Source organism: Winogradskyella poriferorum (assembly GCF_036553625.1).
GTDB lineage: Bacteria > Bacteroidota > Bacteroidia > Flavobacteriales > Flavobacteriaceae > Winogradskyella > Winogradskyella poriferorum.
In genome coordinates, this window is sequence record NZ_JAZHOU010000004.1 from 55943 (window position 1) to 69156 (window position 13214).

At 36.0% G+C, this 13214-nt stretch carries 19 protein-coding genes; 2 read left to right on the forward strand and 17 right to left on the reverse strand.

Translation table 11 applies throughout. The features are described from left to right. Window positions 1-22: 22 nt before the first annotated feature. The 17 genes from V1468_RS12280 to V1468_RS12360 all read right to left on the reverse strand — a co-directional run bounded on the left by V1468_RS12280 (window position 23) and on the right by V1468_RS12360 (window position 12037). A complete protein-coding gene (locus tag V1468_RS12280; RefSeq protein ID WP_331810522.1) occupies window positions 23-1084 on the reverse strand; it encodes a class I fructose-bisphosphate aldolase in 1062 nt (353 codons plus the stop codon). A gap of 12 nt (window positions 1085-1096) precedes the next feature. Beyond that, window positions 1097-2110: a type II glyceraldehyde-3-phosphate dehydrogenase gene (locus V1468_RS12285; protein ID WP_331810523.1), complete on the reverse strand. Its 1014-nt coding sequence runs from the start codon at window positions 2108-2110 to the stop codon at window positions 1097-1099. 1 nt (window position 2111) lies between these two features. Then, complete coding sequence (gene nhaA, locus V1468_RS12290) at window positions 2112-3425, reverse strand: Na+/H+ antiporter NhaA (protein WP_331810524.1); 1314 nt, start codon at window positions 3423-3425, stop codon at window positions 2112-2114. After that, entirely contained in the window at window positions 3418-4809 is a 1392-nt protein-coding gene (locus V1468_RS12295) for an NAD(P)/FAD-dependent oxidoreductase (protein WP_331810525.1), read from the reverse strand. Before V1468_RS12295 ends, nhaA begins: the two co-directional genes overlap by 8 nt. Window positions 4810-4846: 37 nt before the next feature. Further along, on the reverse strand, window positions 4847-5308 hold the full coding sequence (locus tag V1468_RS12300) for a universal stress protein (protein ID WP_331810526.1): 462 nt from the start codon (window positions 5306-5308) through the stop codon (window positions 4847-4849). A 34-nt stretch (window positions 5309-5342) separates the two neighbouring features. Beyond that, window positions 5343-5855: a hypothetical protein gene (locus V1468_RS12305; RefSeq protein ID WP_331810527.1), complete on the reverse strand. Its 513-nt coding sequence runs from the start codon at window positions 5853-5855 to the stop codon at window positions 5343-5345. Window positions 5856-5868: 13 nt separating this feature from the next. Then, window positions 5869-6579 carry a lycopene cyclase domain-containing protein gene (locus tag V1468_RS12310; protein WP_331810528.1) on the reverse strand — a complete coding sequence of 237 codons (711 nt, stop codon included), beginning with the start codon at window positions 6577-6579 and terminating at the stop codon, window positions 5869-5871. A gap of 16 nt (window positions 6580-6595) precedes the next feature. Then, a complete protein-coding gene (locus V1468_RS12315; protein ID WP_331810529.1) occupies window positions 6596-6874 on the reverse strand; it encodes a DUF5676 family membrane protein in 279 nt (92 codons plus the stop codon). A gap of 17 nt (window positions 6875-6891) precedes the next feature. Then, window positions 6892-7107: an SHOCT domain-containing protein gene (locus V1468_RS12320; RefSeq protein ID WP_331810530.1), complete on the reverse strand. Its 216-nt coding sequence runs from the start codon at window positions 7105-7107 to the stop codon at window positions 6892-6894. 19 nt (window positions 7108-7126) lie between these two features. Beyond that, window positions 7127-7345, reverse strand: a complete 219-nt coding sequence (locus V1468_RS12325) for a heavy-metal-associated domain-containing protein (protein WP_331810531.1) — start codon at window positions 7343-7345, stop codon at window positions 7127-7129. Between the two features lie 305 nt (window positions 7346-7650). Beyond that, window positions 7651-7953 (reverse strand): hypothetical protein, encoded by a 303-nt coding sequence (locus V1468_RS12330; protein ID WP_331810532.1) that lies wholly within the window; start codon window positions 7951-7953, stop codon window positions 7651-7653. 243 nt (window positions 7954-8196) lie between these two features. Next, window positions 8197-8517, reverse strand: coding sequence for a hypothetical protein (locus tag V1468_RS12335; RefSeq protein ID WP_331810533.1), 321 nt, complete (start codon window positions 8515-8517; stop codon window positions 8197-8199). A gap of 21 nt (window positions 8518-8538) precedes the next feature. After that, the gene (locus V1468_RS12340; protein ID WP_331810534.1) at window positions 8539-9699 is read right to left on the reverse strand and encodes a hypothetical protein; all 1161 of its coding nucleotides are present in this window, start codon (window positions 9697-9699) and stop codon (window positions 8539-8541) included. Then, the gene (locus V1468_RS12345; RefSeq protein WP_331810535.1) at window positions 9696-10127 is read right to left on the reverse strand and encodes a c-type cytochrome; all 432 of its coding nucleotides are present in this window, start codon (window positions 10125-10127) and stop codon (window positions 9696-9698) included. The genes V1468_RS12340 and V1468_RS12345 overlap by 4 nt, the downstream gene beginning before the upstream one ends. Window positions 10128-10178: 51 nt before the next feature. After that, window positions 10179-10784, reverse strand: a complete 606-nt coding sequence (locus V1468_RS12350; RefSeq protein ID WP_331810536.1) for a WG repeat-containing protein — start codon at window positions 10782-10784, stop codon at window positions 10179-10181. Between the two features lie 71 nt (window positions 10785-10855). Further along, window positions 10856-11437, reverse strand: a complete 582-nt coding sequence (locus V1468_RS12355; protein ID WP_331810679.1) for a helix-turn-helix domain-containing protein — start codon at window positions 11435-11437, stop codon at window positions 10856-10858. Between the two features lie 177 nt (window positions 11438-11614). Next, window positions 11615-12037: an HYC_CC_PP family protein gene (locus V1468_RS12360; protein WP_331810537.1), complete on the reverse strand. Its 423-nt coding sequence runs from the start codon at window positions 12035-12037 to the stop codon at window positions 11615-11617. A gap of 198 nt (window positions 12038-12235) precedes the next feature. On the opposite strand from V1468_RS12360, the gene V1468_RS12365 reads away from it, so the two are divergent. Both V1468_RS12365 and V1468_RS12370 read left to right on the forward strand, forming a co-directional pair. Then, window positions 12236-12670: a hypothetical protein gene (locus V1468_RS12365; protein ID WP_331810538.1), complete on the forward strand. Its 435-nt coding sequence runs from the start codon at window positions 12236-12238 to the stop codon at window positions 12668-12670. Window positions 12671-12748: 78 nt separating this feature from the next. Then, a complete protein-coding gene (locus V1468_RS12370; protein WP_407942454.1) occupies window positions 12749-13165 on the forward strand; it encodes an HYC_CC_PP family protein in 417 nt (138 codons plus the stop codon). Window positions 13166-13214: the final 49 nt, after the last annotated feature.

Sequence of the window (13214 nt, forward strand, 5' to 3'; positions counted from 1 at the left end):
TGATTAATCTTATATTTTAATTCTATGCAATTGTTATTTTAGAATTGAGATATACACTTTGTACTGCATTGAGTAATTCAACACCTTCCTTAAAAGGTTTTTGAAATGCTTTTCTTCCTAGTATCAACCCAGAACCGCCGGCGCGCTTATTAATTACCGCGGTTGTTATGGCTTCCTTCAAATCTGAATCTCCTTTTGAGCCACCACCAGAATTAATCAAGCCTATTTTTCCCATGTAGCAATTGGCTACTTGCAAACGGCAGAGGTCAATAGGATGGTCTGTAGTAAGGGTTTCATACATAGTATCATCATATTTACCAAACCCAATTTCCTTAAATCCGAAATTATTAGTCGGTAATTTTTGTTTGATGATGTCTGCTTGAATGGTAACTCCTAAATGATTGGCCTGCCCAGTTATGTCGGCAGCAGCGTGATAATCTTCTTTTTCTGTTTTAAAAGCTTTGTTACGCGTATAGCACCATAAGATGGTTGCCATACCCAAACTATGGGCTTCTTCAAAAGCCTCTGAAATTTCTTTAATCTGCCTATTGCTTTCTTTTGAGCCAAAATAGATGGTTGCACCAATGGCAATCGCTCCCATATTCCAAGCATCTTTTACCTTTCCAAATAGTGTTTGGTCATATTTATTTGGGTAGGTTAGCAGTTCATTGTGGTTAATCTTCACAATAAAAGGTATTTTATGAGTGTACTTTCTGGCATTTAGACCCAAAACCCCAAAGGTTGATGCTACACCATTGCAACCTGCTTCCATAGCAAGTTTTATAATATTCTCTGGGTCGAAGTAATCAGGGTTTTTATAGAAAGAAAAGGCAGCACTATGCTCGATACCTTGGTCTACTGGCAGGATGCTTAAATAACCTGTTCCTGCCAGGTTCCCGTGGTTATATAATTGTGAAAGACTTCGCAGTACCTGTGTATTTCTATTGCTATTAATAAAAACGCTATCAAGGCTATGGTCACTTGGTGTTTGTAGTTCGTCTTTAGTTATTTTTTCACAAACGTGGTCCAAATAGTAGGGTGCTTTTTCACCCAATATTTCTACAATGTTCTTGCTTGTTTCCATTTTTATAAGAATTTAGTGTATGCCTAGACTTTCATTGGTTTTGGCAATCGATTTTGCGCCATCGGTTTCAATTCCCGTAAGTGCCCTTATTGCATCAATGGTTTCAGGGATTACAATGGCTTGGTTATCGACGATGTAAGCATAAAAAAGCTCATCGCCCTGTACTTTTAGCATATCTTCCCAAAGGGCTACTTCATACATATCGCCCCAAGGACGTCCCATATCTAAAAACATTTCTTTAATGGTATTGTTTGACACCAACCCTTGGTCATATTGAATTAGTTTGATGCGACTGGAAGTTTTTAGAGCGTTGAGAACTTCTTCCTTAGTTGCCTGCTTTTTTAACTTCACATTCCAATAATGCATATGACTGAGGGTTTCAGGAACTTTTACCGCAGCAGTAATTACATCCAAATCTGGGTCAACACTTTTAGCATCGGGACCTTGATGGCTTGGGATATCTTTCTCTGGAACCATTGTATTCATTATGCCTCCTAAATGACTTTCCCAAGGGTCAGTAGCTCTTCTTAGAAGTGTTCCTCTTGCATAATCCAGTAAGTCAGCTCTTTTTAAGGCGGTTAATGTTCTAAGTATAGAAGTTGTGTTGCAAGAGACCACTCTAGTCGCATCCCGATTTAAGGCCGATTCATAATTATTTTCGGCACTAAAGGAATGGCCTGTGGTTTCGTGTTTTTCGCCACCGTGCAATATGAACTTGATGTTCTGTTTCTTATAAATTGCTACGTTTTGAGCTGCAATCTTTTTTGGGGTGCAATCCACAACAAGGTCTGACTTATTTAAAATTTCCTGCATATTTCCCTTCACTGAAATGCCTTCAGACTTCATTTTATCAGCAGCTTCTTGAGTTGCCGCGTAGATATCATACTCTTTTCTTACAGCGTTTTGAATACGCCAATCACTAATGATATCGCATACTCCTGAAAGCTTCATATCGTCTTGTAGATTGATGGCATCTGCCACTCTTTTTCCTATAACGCCATATCCTATTACTGCTATTCTTTTCATATTATATTGTTTTAAGTGTTTGATTTTTTATTAAAATGAGGGAACCGATAATGCCTGCGATTAACGATGAAAATAAAATGCCGACTTTAGCGGTATAAATAAATTCTTCATTGGTAAATGCTAATTCGTTTATAAACAGAGACATTGTAAACCCGATACCTGCTAAAAAGGCCACTCCATATACTTGATTCCAATTAACAGCTTCAGGTAGTTTGGCAAGTTTAAAAGCAACAAGTATTCTTGAAAATAAGACGATACCAATAAACTTCCCGAGTATGAGACCAAACCCTATTCCTAGACTTATTGGGTGGGTAAGTACTTCTAGCACTTTGCCGTGTAGGTGAATGCCGGCATTAGCAAAAGCAAATAATGGTAACACTATAAAATTCACAAATGGATTTAGGGCATTTTCAAGTTTTTGAAGTGGTGTTTCAGCCTCTGAACTTGTAACTTTAATTTCTTCGAGTATTTCTAACTGGGAATGGGAAATTAGCGAACCTTTTACAGGTTTTTCTTTATTAAACTTTTTGTGTAATGCAGAAAGGCGTTTTAAAAATGTAGCTTCGTTAATTTTTACACGACCAGGTATTGCTAAGGCTGTTAATATGCCAGCAATGGTAGGGTGTACTCCTGAGAAGAAGAAAGCTAGCCAAACACCGCCAATACCTATGGTGGCGTAGAACCAAGTTTTTCTAACACCTGCATAATTTCCAATAATTAATAATCCAAAGAAAAGAAAAGCGTGAAATAAATCCATCGTAGATATACCAGAAGTGTAAAACAGCGCGATTACCAACACACCTCCCAAATCGTCCACAACGGCGAGTGTTACCAAGAAAACTCGTAATGCAATGGGTAAGCGTTTTCCGAAAAGAGCCAGCACGCCCAGAGAAAAAGCAATGTCGGTGGCCATAGGTATTCCCCAACCCTGTGATGCTTCGCCACCAGTATTAAGGATAAAATATATAAGGGCTGGAAAAACCATTCCACCAATAGCTGCACCAATGGGCAATATAGCATTTTGAGGTGTTGATAGCTTACCGCCCAATATTTCTCTTTTCAATTCTAAGCCTACCTGAAGAAAGAACAGAGCCATCAATGCATCATTAATCCAGAGTAGTAGAGGCTCAGTCAATTGAAAATTACCGATGCTAAATGAAATAGTAGTATTTAGTATATTTTGATAAGTGTTTTGCCAAGGTGAATTAGCCCATAGCATAGCTATTATCACTGCCACTAATAGTACAATACCTGTGTTACTAAATACTTTATTAGTAATGTTCCATACGCTATTATGTAATGCCCTTTTAATCATTGACCGATGCGTTTTTTACTGCGGTTTGCGAATTGGCAATAGATTTTGAATTTGATGCTTTACTGAAATTTCTAATAATCAGGCGGTTGCTCTTTTCGTAAGTGAAATAGCTTACCGCCCAATTAAAACCAACCATCAATCTATTTCTAAAACCGCTTATGGACATTAAGTGTACGATAGACCATAATAACCAGGTGAAATAACCTCCAAATTTGAATTTGCCTAAATCGGCTACTGCTTTTCGTTTTCCTACCGTTGCTAATGCCCCTTTGTCCTTATATTCAAAAGGTTTTACGCCCTCATTCTTCATTAATTTTAATAATACTTTGCCCAAGTATTTACCTTGCTGAATCGCTGTTTGTGCAACTTGTGGATGCCCTTTTGGTGTATTTTCGGTAATCACAGCCGCTATATCACCTATGGCAAAAATGTTTTCGTAACCTTCTACCATTAAAAATGGATCTGTTTTTAAGCGGTTGCCTCTAACCACATGCTTTGCATCAATACCTTCTGGGAATTGCCCTTTGACACCTGCGGTCCAAATCAGGTTCTTTGCTAAAAAGGTCTTGCCACTTTTTGTAGAAACTTTATTGCCATCGTAATTAGTGACAGATTCATTAAGAAGTACCTTTACATTTAAATCTTCTAAATACCTTAAGGTTTTTGAGGATGCTTTGTTTGACATTGTGCTCAAAAGCTCTTTTCCGGCTTCTATCAAATAAATATTCATTATGGAAGATGAATATTCTGGATAATCCTTTGGAAGGATGTATTTGCAGAATTCTGCCAAAGCGCCTGCCATTTCTACGCCTGCGGGACCGCCACCCACAATCACAAAATTGGTTAGCGCATCACGTTCTTCATCATCACAGGTAATGGCCGCTTGTTCGAGATTCTGTAACATCATATGGCGAATATTCAGGGAATCGCGAATATCCTTCATTCCCAAGCTATTTTCTTCAACTGTATTCATTCCGAAGAAATTGGTAGTGGTACCTGTTGCTAATACAAGGTAATCGTAATGAATATTTCCTTTGTTAGTTTTTACAACATTTGAAGAAGGTTGAATTTCTTCTACTTCTGCCAATCGGAAAACCACATTTTTATATCCGTTAAACTGCTTTCTAAAAGGAAACACTATACTATCAGGCTCTAGGGCACTAGTTGCCACTTGGTAAAGCAATGGCTGAAATTGGTGAAAGTTATTTTTGTCAAATAAAACGACCTGTACTTCTTTGTGTTTTAATTTTTCTACCAAAGCCAAACCTGCAAAACCACCACCTACAATAACCACACGTGGCCAATGGGTATCCGGCAGACATATATTGTCCGTTGCTTTACAAGCCGATTTTGATTCTATATTGTGTATAGGTTTATCTTCCATATTCATTTTAAACTCACTACCTGTAGTAAAATGGTTTCTAACCGTTACTCTTATCCCTTGCTATCATCACCGAACACCTAGCGTGAGTAGCCAAGTATTGGGAAACAGACCCTAGTAACAAACGTGATAGCGCGCCTTGACCTTGAGAGCCAACTACAATTAAATCGGCGTCCCATTCTTCAGCTTTTTCGAGAATCACATTTTTAGGTAACCCACTAACAACACTAGTGGTTATGGTAAGTGTTTTATTGATGTTCTTAAGGGTGTCACTAGCTTCCGATATAATTTTTTCACCCACTTTTTGAGCACCACTTATAAATTCTTCAAAATAATTGTTCAAGCTACCACCGGTCGCCATTAATTCTGGCCCTAGGGCTGTGGGAAATTCGTAAACGTTTATGACGTGAATTTCAGTATTTGGTGGCAAGTTCATTCTATTAAGTTGTTCTACAGCTGTTTTGCTGAAATCTGAACCGTCTATTGCCAATACAATTTTCATAATTTTATAGTTTGTTAATAGAAATATATTAGGCTCAATTGTTATTTATAAAGCTTTGGGCATCTTGTTTTGAAGCAAAATAATAGACGCTGCCTTTACTTTTATCCTGAACGATAACAGCGTTTGCTTTATCTACTTTTACATCATTAATAGGATTGCTTCCAAAGCGAACGTTATCTATATTTTTCTGCAGTTTATCAACACAACCTTGACAACAGCCGTAATAGGTTGTGCCCTCAACATCTATGGGTATTTGTTCTACCCCCATAAACCTGTCGTTTACCATACAGACTTTATCGTTTGGCACGATTTCATAGGTTGTTTGAGAAGCAACAGTTGAATTCATTTGAATGGGTTTTGTTTTAGTGACTGAAAGCAATGCCGTTTCAGTCTTATCTTTTTTATCATTGGCACACGATAACAGTATTATTGAGGCAAAAATTAAAAATAGGATACTGATGAGTAGCTTGTAGATTTTTCTGCTTGGATTTTCTACCGTTCCTACCATAGGTTCATTACTCTGTTGTTTAAAATGTCTTTGTTTCATTTTTAAATTATTATTAATTATGAGTTGTTTTATGTAAGCTTATTAGTTTATGCCAGTATAAGTGTTCATATAAGCCAGACCAATACATTCCAAAGGTGAAGGCAAATAATAATTCCTCAATGGGAATGCCTAGGACAAGAATATGGGTTAGGTTGTCGAGATTCCAGTACAGTTCGACATATCGGGGATAAAATGGAAGGATACTTCCAAAGTATATGAAGTATAATACCGTAAACAAGATGCCCCCAACCCATATCTTTCTTTTTAAATCTGGGCGACAGTACAATGTTGCTAAACCACCTAGGAACATCGCTATAGTTCCACAATAAATATGGTTTAATGATGTAAATAGCGCTAAAATTAAAAACACGATTGCTGGTACAAATAAGCTGTATATATGCAAGCGATGTCTTCTGTGATTTCGCTCAGTATGCGTTATTTCTTGCAAGGTTTGTCTAAAAATAAGATTATAAAGTACCACACCTATACCACCGATTGCAAAAGAAAAAATGAGACTTTCGATATCAAACCTTGTTTTTGCAGCCAAATCAAAAAGTGAAGGTGGCATCCAATATTCTGGCACAAACAATGGTTCTGTTAAACCAAAAGGCATTGTAATCAGGCTCATCTTGAGCATTTCTTTTCTAGAATCTTTCTTGAAGAGATAGATTACCGCCCAAAGCGCCAGGATAATTAATGACCATATAAACCAAACGTATTGCATAAGATGTTACAAGCCTTTATTTTTTTATTTTGAGTTGTGCATTGTAAAATGCCCCAATACAGGCACCAACCAGCCAACCCAGTATGAAGGTCTGTATGATTCCTAAACCAGCTTCCCACAATGGAACATCCATTCTGATTATACTTGTAGTGTCCAATCCGTGCAAAAGACTGTTGAAAAAATCGATTGTGCCTTCCCTACCTGCGGTTGACATCACTATCATACAGCCTAAATAGATTAATGCTCCCGTAAGACCGAAAGCAAATCCTAGTTTTTTTACGTTTAATCGATACATAATTTTATAGTTTTGAATTAATTATCTGATTTTAGAATCTTTTTTGATTCTTCATATTCTTCCTTGGATATCTCGCCTTTTGCAAAGCGTTTTTTAAGAATATCCATTGGGTTGTCTTTCGTTTTTTGATATGGAATATCTGCTGGGATGAAAAATATCCAAGCAAGAAGTATAATCCATATAATCCACCATATTAGGTGCATACCTCCAAAGTGTCCGTCGTAAAAATGCATAATGTTTAGTTTTAAATTGTTAATGATTTATTTTTGAAATTGTATATCCTTTGAGTTCATCAAGTTGCTTTTGTATGTCTTCAACCGAGAGCGTTTCGTTCATAGTGATAATTGTAGCCCCTTTTGGTGCTAGAAAAATTTCTGCTTTTTCGATATTAGGATGCTTCTCCAAGATGTTCTTGACCCTAGTAATACATCCGCCACAACTGATTCCGCTTATTTGAAATTTTTGTTTCATTACAATTTATTATTAATGATGTTGATGTCCTTTTCTTTTCTGAGTTGAACCATTGTCAGACTGCTTTTGATTATGGTCGTGCCTATTATGGTTCCCGTTATTGTGTCCGTGCCTTCCGTGGCCGTGAGACCCGTGTGGCATAAACAGGTGAATGGCGAACATAAACAGTATGAAGATGAAAAGGGAAGAGCCTCCTCCTATACCAAAAGAAGGTGCTAAAAAGATGAACAAAAGCGGTAAGCCACAGCCTATAATCATCCATATCCAGTGATTGTTTTTCATAATTGCTTGATTTTTAAGTTTTATTAATGATGATTGTGGTCATCTTTTTTCGATGTGTCCATCTTGCTCATTTCTTTCATATCCATTCCCTTGTTGCTCATCATCTTAGTACACGATTCCATACAATCTTCGCTCATCATTCCTTTTTTGTGCATCATTTTCATCATATTGCCCATCATTTTTCCATCATTAATCATATTATTCATCATTGAGTGCATCATACTGCTATCCTTCATCATCATTTGCATCCCTTCATTTTTCATCATTGCACCCATCATCTTTTTACTATTCTGCATCATTTGCATTGCGTGAGGGGTATTTTGCATATGCTCTATAAAGGCAGACATATATTCGTGATTTTCAGAAATGGTATTGAAAACTTCATTCCGTGTTTTAGAATTTTCCAAAATTGCTTGAGTATCGACATCCTGTTTACAACTGCTAAGGCTTAAAAGCCCAAGCACGGTTAAAAGCAAAAGTTTGTTTTTCATCATTTTAAGTTTTAATGTTATTACTTGTTTTTTAAACCCATTCCGCTTAATCTGATTAAGGGAATGGGTTGTCAGCTATTAATTAGCAGATTTTAGAAAATCCAATATCTTATTGCTTTCCTTTTCCGTAAGATTTGCTCTTACTCGCATATGAAGACTAATGGTTTCCCAATCTGTATCATTGTAATCTGAAGGTGAGGGCGCAATGTGACACCTGTTACATACTTCACCCCAAAGTTGAGCTCCTGATTTTTCTAATTTAAATTCCTGGTCACTGTCTACTACCTCTGTTTCTGGAACAGGCGTGTAAACTTCTTTTGTAGATGAGCAAGCGACTATCGTTATTAGAATAACAAGAATCGATGCTATAGCTACTGTAATTTTGTTAATGCTTTTCATATCTCTTGATTTATGATTCAATTAAAATCCAATTGCCCAATGAATGAATAACCCATCGGTATTGGTAATACCACTTCCATCGTGTCCACCTTCAGTTTCGGTAGTTTGATAACTAAGCTTTACTACAGAACGCCAACTTAACCAATAGTTGATTCCAAAGGCATATTGAACAGATGCCTCTTCCCATTCTGCACCTTCTGGGGCATTAAAATCCGAGTATCGCCCTACGAATTCTAACTTTTTCATAAAGTCATTTTCAGCCATTGTAGGTCTATAACTTAGTTGGGCGTAAAATGAGTTACTTTGATTATCAAAGGAATATTCTTCGGCATCGCCATCTTCGTGAACTTCTATAAAAGTTGCTGTATCCACATTAGAGTTATTGTATTGGGCTTTGATATCCACAATTCCTTTTAATGGTGATATAGGCTTTACATACGAGAAGTCTAATGCAAAAAGAAAGGCACCCACATCCTCATATTGAGAATCTTCTTCACCAGTTCCACTTGTCGAGTAGGCTGAAAACCCAATTTCTGCAGATGAATCAGAAAATGGAAGTATTCCTATTCTACCGCCATAGGCTTTGGCTAGGTTGTTGTCTTCAAAATTTTCGAATTGTAAAATACCTGCTTCCTCAGGTTCTTCGCTACCGTCATTTATCCTTGGTCCATTGGTTGAGTAGATAGAATAATTAAGCCTTGGACCTCCCAAGTCAAAAGCACCCCGAAGTTCAACACCAATTCCAGAAGATGGTGCAATACCATCATGTCCATAGCCTAAAGGTGCGTTAGGTAATCGATTTATCCAAGCGGGATGTAAACGTTCCATAAATGTGCCAAAAGGCAATAGGAATTTACCAGCTCTGACTGTCATATTCTTATTAAGGACATACATTACATCGGCATATTCTAAACCAATCTCCAGTTCATTTCCCTCTAATTTAAATTCTAATTCGGCCTCAAACATTAACCTGTCTGAATGCTTGTAAAGAAAAATTGGCGCATAGGTTAATCCTAAGAATGTTGATTCTGTTTCGTCATTAGAATCCATATATTCAAATCCCGTATGTCCGTAGCCACGTAACATAAATTGGGTTTTACTCGGTTCGAAAGTGTTGTAGGTTTGGCTATAAATTTGATAGCCAAAAGCAAACACAAAAAGTGATAAGATTAACTTTTTCATTGTCTTAGGGTTCTTAAATAGTTAATAAGTTCCCAGCGTTTTTTCTCTGGGATTGAGGTTTTGTACGAGGGCATAGGTGAACGTCCTTGCTCTATCTTCCAGAAGATTGCACCGTCTGATTGTGATTGAAAAATTTCACTGGTTAGGTCTGCTGGTTTTGGTTTAAGCCCTGTACCGCCCATACCATCACCTTTCCCTTTAGCGCCGTGGCAGACAAAGCATAGCATTTTGTATATTTTCTTACCAGAAGCAATAGAGCTTGCATCACCTTTTAGTGGATTTTTGATTTTATCCGCACTTGCCGGAGCCACCCACTTATCCTGTTCTATTGGTGTATATTCTGTTTGAGGGGATTTGATAAACCCTACTGTTAAAAAGTAAATGAACCCTAGTAGGGTAATACTGAAAAAAATCTTTTTTGTTTTCATATGATTAGGATTTAGTTTTTATTTTTTCTTAAAATTGTTTTAGAATAGAATTCAACGCGAAATCTTTCTTAAGTTCCATTTATTATCATCGCTTTTTACCGCTATCAGATTATCAGAAATAAATTTAGATGTGATGACGGGTGGTTTTTTGTTTTTAGTGTATTTTGGGGAAATATGTAAAGCCAATTGGGTAAGGTGGTCTAGAGAATTTCCGTTCTCATCAATGACCACCTCAAAATAGTGGTAGTTAACAACATCTTTTTTAAAAATATCATTAAAGCCTATGGTCTCTTTATGTACTATTAATGCCAAGGTCTTGTTACCTTGAAAGTTTAAGACATTTAGAAACTGTGGTTCGATACTTATGTTTCCTTTTTTGTCAATAAACCCATAAAGGAGTATATCATCTTTTTTCTGCGCTATAATACATTTTCCATTACTGAACAGAGGATAGTAGCCTTTGTCGGTTTTGGTCTTTACCAAGTCTTGTCTAAAATCAATGATTATAGAGCCGTTTTGGTCAATAAATGCCCAGTTATTTCCTTTTTTTACTGCTGAAAGACCATCGTGAAAAGGGGATACAAAGTCAATGTTTTCTATGGTTTGTCCAATTCCCAGTATTGGGATAATTAATAATGTGAGGAAGATTGTTTTCATTTTTTATACATTTTAGTTTGATGAAAATAGCGAATGACATAAGCCTTTATCTGCACAACTTTCGTTCATATCTACATAATTTCATCGTAATAATTTCGCTTCCAATTTTCTGTGTTTTTGTAATCTGTCATACTCATTCCTACCACATCCTTAAATTGTCTGGATAAGTGATTTACACTGCTATAATCCAATAAGTACCCTATATCAGAGAAGGAATGCTGTTTTAGCTGTATGAGTTCCTTGACTTTTTCAATTTTTAATTTTATAAAGTACTTTTCAATGGTGGTCTTTTCCTTCGATGAGAACAGTTTGCTCAATGCCTTGTAATCTCGGTGAAGGGATGATGATAAATGTTCTGAGGTCTTAACTTTTAGCGTTAGCGGTAGCTCATCAAGTTGTTCGATTAGAATAATTTTTATTCTTTCAACCAGCATTTCTTCTTCACTTTTTACAATCTCAAAACCATTTGCGTGCAGCACTTGGGTAACCTCTTGGTTAATTTGTGCCTTGCTTAGGTCTGGTGCTTCTACTAAAAGCTTTCCTAGCTCTAGGGAAAGGACCGTTATGCCTAGTTCTTGTAGTTCTTGCTTGATTACTTTTAAGCAACGACTACACACCATATTTTTAACCCAAAATTCTTTTGGTTGTGTCATATCTAATAAGGTATTGTTATTGGGCTTTTGCTCAATAGCCAATCCTGTAATTGAATGTTTACAGGGTAATTTGCAAATAAAACTGTAGGGAATAGGGTACAACAGTTTACAGCCAAAGACTAAGCGCTGGCTATAACCAATTGCGCAGTAAAAGGGCTTTTACCGCGATGTAGAAAATCAAATTAAGTAAATCTCGTATAGAGTATGGATGTCCTTAGATAACAAGGGCGGCCTGTAGGCCTCGAAAGGAACTATATTTTTATCTAGCCCTTCAAAAAGGTTAATGTAGGAGTAAATAAATGTTTTTACGAATACTAATTGGTCAGCTTCTAAAACCGTAGTTGATTTTTTGAAGGTGTCATTAGCTTCTTTTAGGATAGTCTGATTGTCGCAACAATCCTTTTCTTGCAATGATGTACATTTTTTAAAAGGATTATTTTCCTTTTGAACCTTGTCCTTGCAAGCTTCAGCTTTACTGAAGAATGCCATATCCACTAACTTATTACAGCAAAAATGCATATTTACTGTAAAGGAAGAGGTTGACAGCAATATAAATGCTGCCAAGAAGAAAGACAATATTTTTGTAAAAAATGTTTTCACCTGGTAAAGTTAAGAAATTTTGTTTAACATTTAAGTAAAATAAGTTTTGCTTTCAATACGCTCATTATTAATATTTTATGAATGTTATGCAAAATTCCATTCATACAAATATAAATCTAAAGATTAAACAGAATAATGACTTTTGTCATATTTCAGTAAAATAGAGATTGATATGTTTGTAGAATTAAACACTTAGTTATGAAGAAGATACTGATTACGATATTGGCAATTACAATTGTACAGTCAATGTTTTCTCAAGAGAGAATATCTGAACTTTCTTTTGAATATGAAGCGTCTTCTAGAGGGTTTTATCAAAGAATTAAAGTTGAAAAAGGTATACTTTTTTTTCAGGAGAACAGAAATGAAAGTAAAGATGTTACTGTTGATATAGATGAAAAGCAATGGGAAAAATTAGTTGGTTTGGTTAAAAAAGTAGAGCTTGAAAATCTTTCCTTATTTAAGGCTCCATCTAAGAGAAGGGAAATTGATGGTGCTGCCATTGCAAAATTGAAAGTGATTAAAAACGAGAATGAATACACGTCTACTAACTTTGACCACGGCAACCCGCCATTGGAGATTAAAAACCTTGTAAATTATATTATTTCATTAAGTCAATCAGGTAAAAAGGATTGATGTTTTACTCAAGTAAATAATCTAAATTTATGTTAAACAAAATTAAAATGTTAAAATTTTTGTAGCTTTGCAGAACAAATGAAGAAGGTTTTTTATAAAATAGTATCCTTTTGTATGGCACTTTTAGTGTTCCTATCTACATTGTCTTTCACAATTGAAAGTCATTATTGTGGGGATGTTTTAGTGGATACTTCAATGTTCGGTGCTGTAGATACCTGTGGTATGGAAACCCAACAAAAAACTGATTCTTCGGAATGCAGTTTGGCTAAAAAAGACTGTTGCAGTAACGAGCAATTAGTTGTTGATGGTCAAGATAACTTAAAACTTTCTTTTGATAAATTAAATAAAGAGCAACAGAAATTAGTTGCTACATTTATTTACACCTATGTAAATCTGTTTGCAGAACAACAAACAGAAAAACCTACTTTCACGGATTATTCTCCGCCTCCCTTGGTCAGGGATGTTCAAGTTTTAGACCAAACTTTCCTTATTTGATTTTTAAGTAATTAGTACTGTAGTCCAACATTAAATTGTATGGACTAAG

Excerpts from the sequence above, each read along its gene's own strand:
- V1468_RS12310 (WP_331810528.1), bottom strand. The coding sequence starts at position 6,579 with ATGCAATACGTTTGGTTTATATGGTCATTAATTATCCTGGCGCTTTGG.
- V1468_RS12330 (WP_331810532.1), bottom strand. The coding sequence starts at position 7,953 with ATGCAAAATACCCCTCACGCAATGCAAATGATGCAGAATAGTAAAAAG.
- V1468_RS12340 (WP_331810534.1), bottom strand. The coding sequence starts at position 9,699 with ATGAAAAAGTTAATCTTATCACTTTTTGTGTTTGCTTTTGGCTATCAA.
- V1468_RS12315 (WP_331810529.1), bottom strand. The coding sequence starts at position 6,874 with ATGTATCGATTAAACGTAAAAAAACTAGGATTTGCTTTCGGTCTTACG.
- V1468_RS12325 (WP_331810531.1), bottom strand. The coding sequence starts at position 7,345 with ATGAAACAAAAATTTCAAATAAGCGGAATCAGTTGTGGCGGATGTATT.
- V1468_RS12365 (WP_331810538.1), top strand. The coding sequence starts at position 12,236 with ATGAAGAAGATACTGATTACGATATTGGCAATTACAATTGTACAGTCA.
- V1468_RS12370 (WP_407942454.1), top strand. The coding sequence starts at position 12,749 with ATGAAGAAGGTTTTTTATAAAATAGTATCCTTTTGTATGGCACTTTTA.
- V1468_RS12300 (WP_331810526.1), bottom strand. The coding sequence starts at position 5,308 with ATGAAAATTGTATTGGCAATAGACGGTTCAGATTTCAGCAAAACAGCT.
- nhaA (WP_331810524.1), bottom strand. The coding sequence starts at position 3,425 with ATGATTAAAAGGGCATTACATAATAGCGTATGGAACATTACTAATAAA.
- V1468_RS12335 (WP_331810533.1), bottom strand. The coding sequence starts at position 8,517 with ATGAAAAGCATTAACAAAATTACAGTAGCTATAGCATCGATTCTTGTT.
- V1468_RS12320 (WP_331810530.1), bottom strand. The coding sequence starts at position 7,107 with ATGCATTTTTACGACGGACACTTTGGAGGTATGCACCTAATATGGTGG.
- V1468_RS12285 (WP_331810523.1), bottom strand. The coding sequence starts at position 2,110 with ATGAAAAGAATAGCAGTAATAGGATATGGCGTTATAGGAAAAAGAGTG.
- V1468_RS12345 (WP_331810535.1), bottom strand. The coding sequence starts at position 10,127 with ATGAAAACAAAAAAGATTTTTTTCAGTATTACCCTACTAGGGTTCATT.
- V1468_RS12305 (WP_331810527.1), bottom strand. The coding sequence starts at position 5,855 with ATGAAACAAAGACATTTTAAACAACAGAGTAATGAACCTATGGTAGGA.
- V1468_RS12280 (WP_331810522.1), bottom strand. The coding sequence starts at position 1,084 with ATGGAAACAAGCAAGAACATTGTAGAAATATTGGGTGAAAAAGCACCC.
- V1468_RS12355 (WP_331810679.1), bottom strand. The coding sequence starts at position 11,437 with ATGACACAACCAAAAGAATTTTGGGTTAAAAATATGGTGTGTAGTCGT.
- V1468_RS12350 (WP_331810536.1), bottom strand. The coding sequence starts at position 10,784 with ATGAAAACAATCTTCCTCACATTATTAATTATCCCAATACTGGGAATT.
- V1468_RS12295 (WP_331810525.1), bottom strand. The coding sequence starts at position 4,809 with ATGGAAGATAAACCTATACACAATATAGAATCAAAATCGGCTTGTAAA.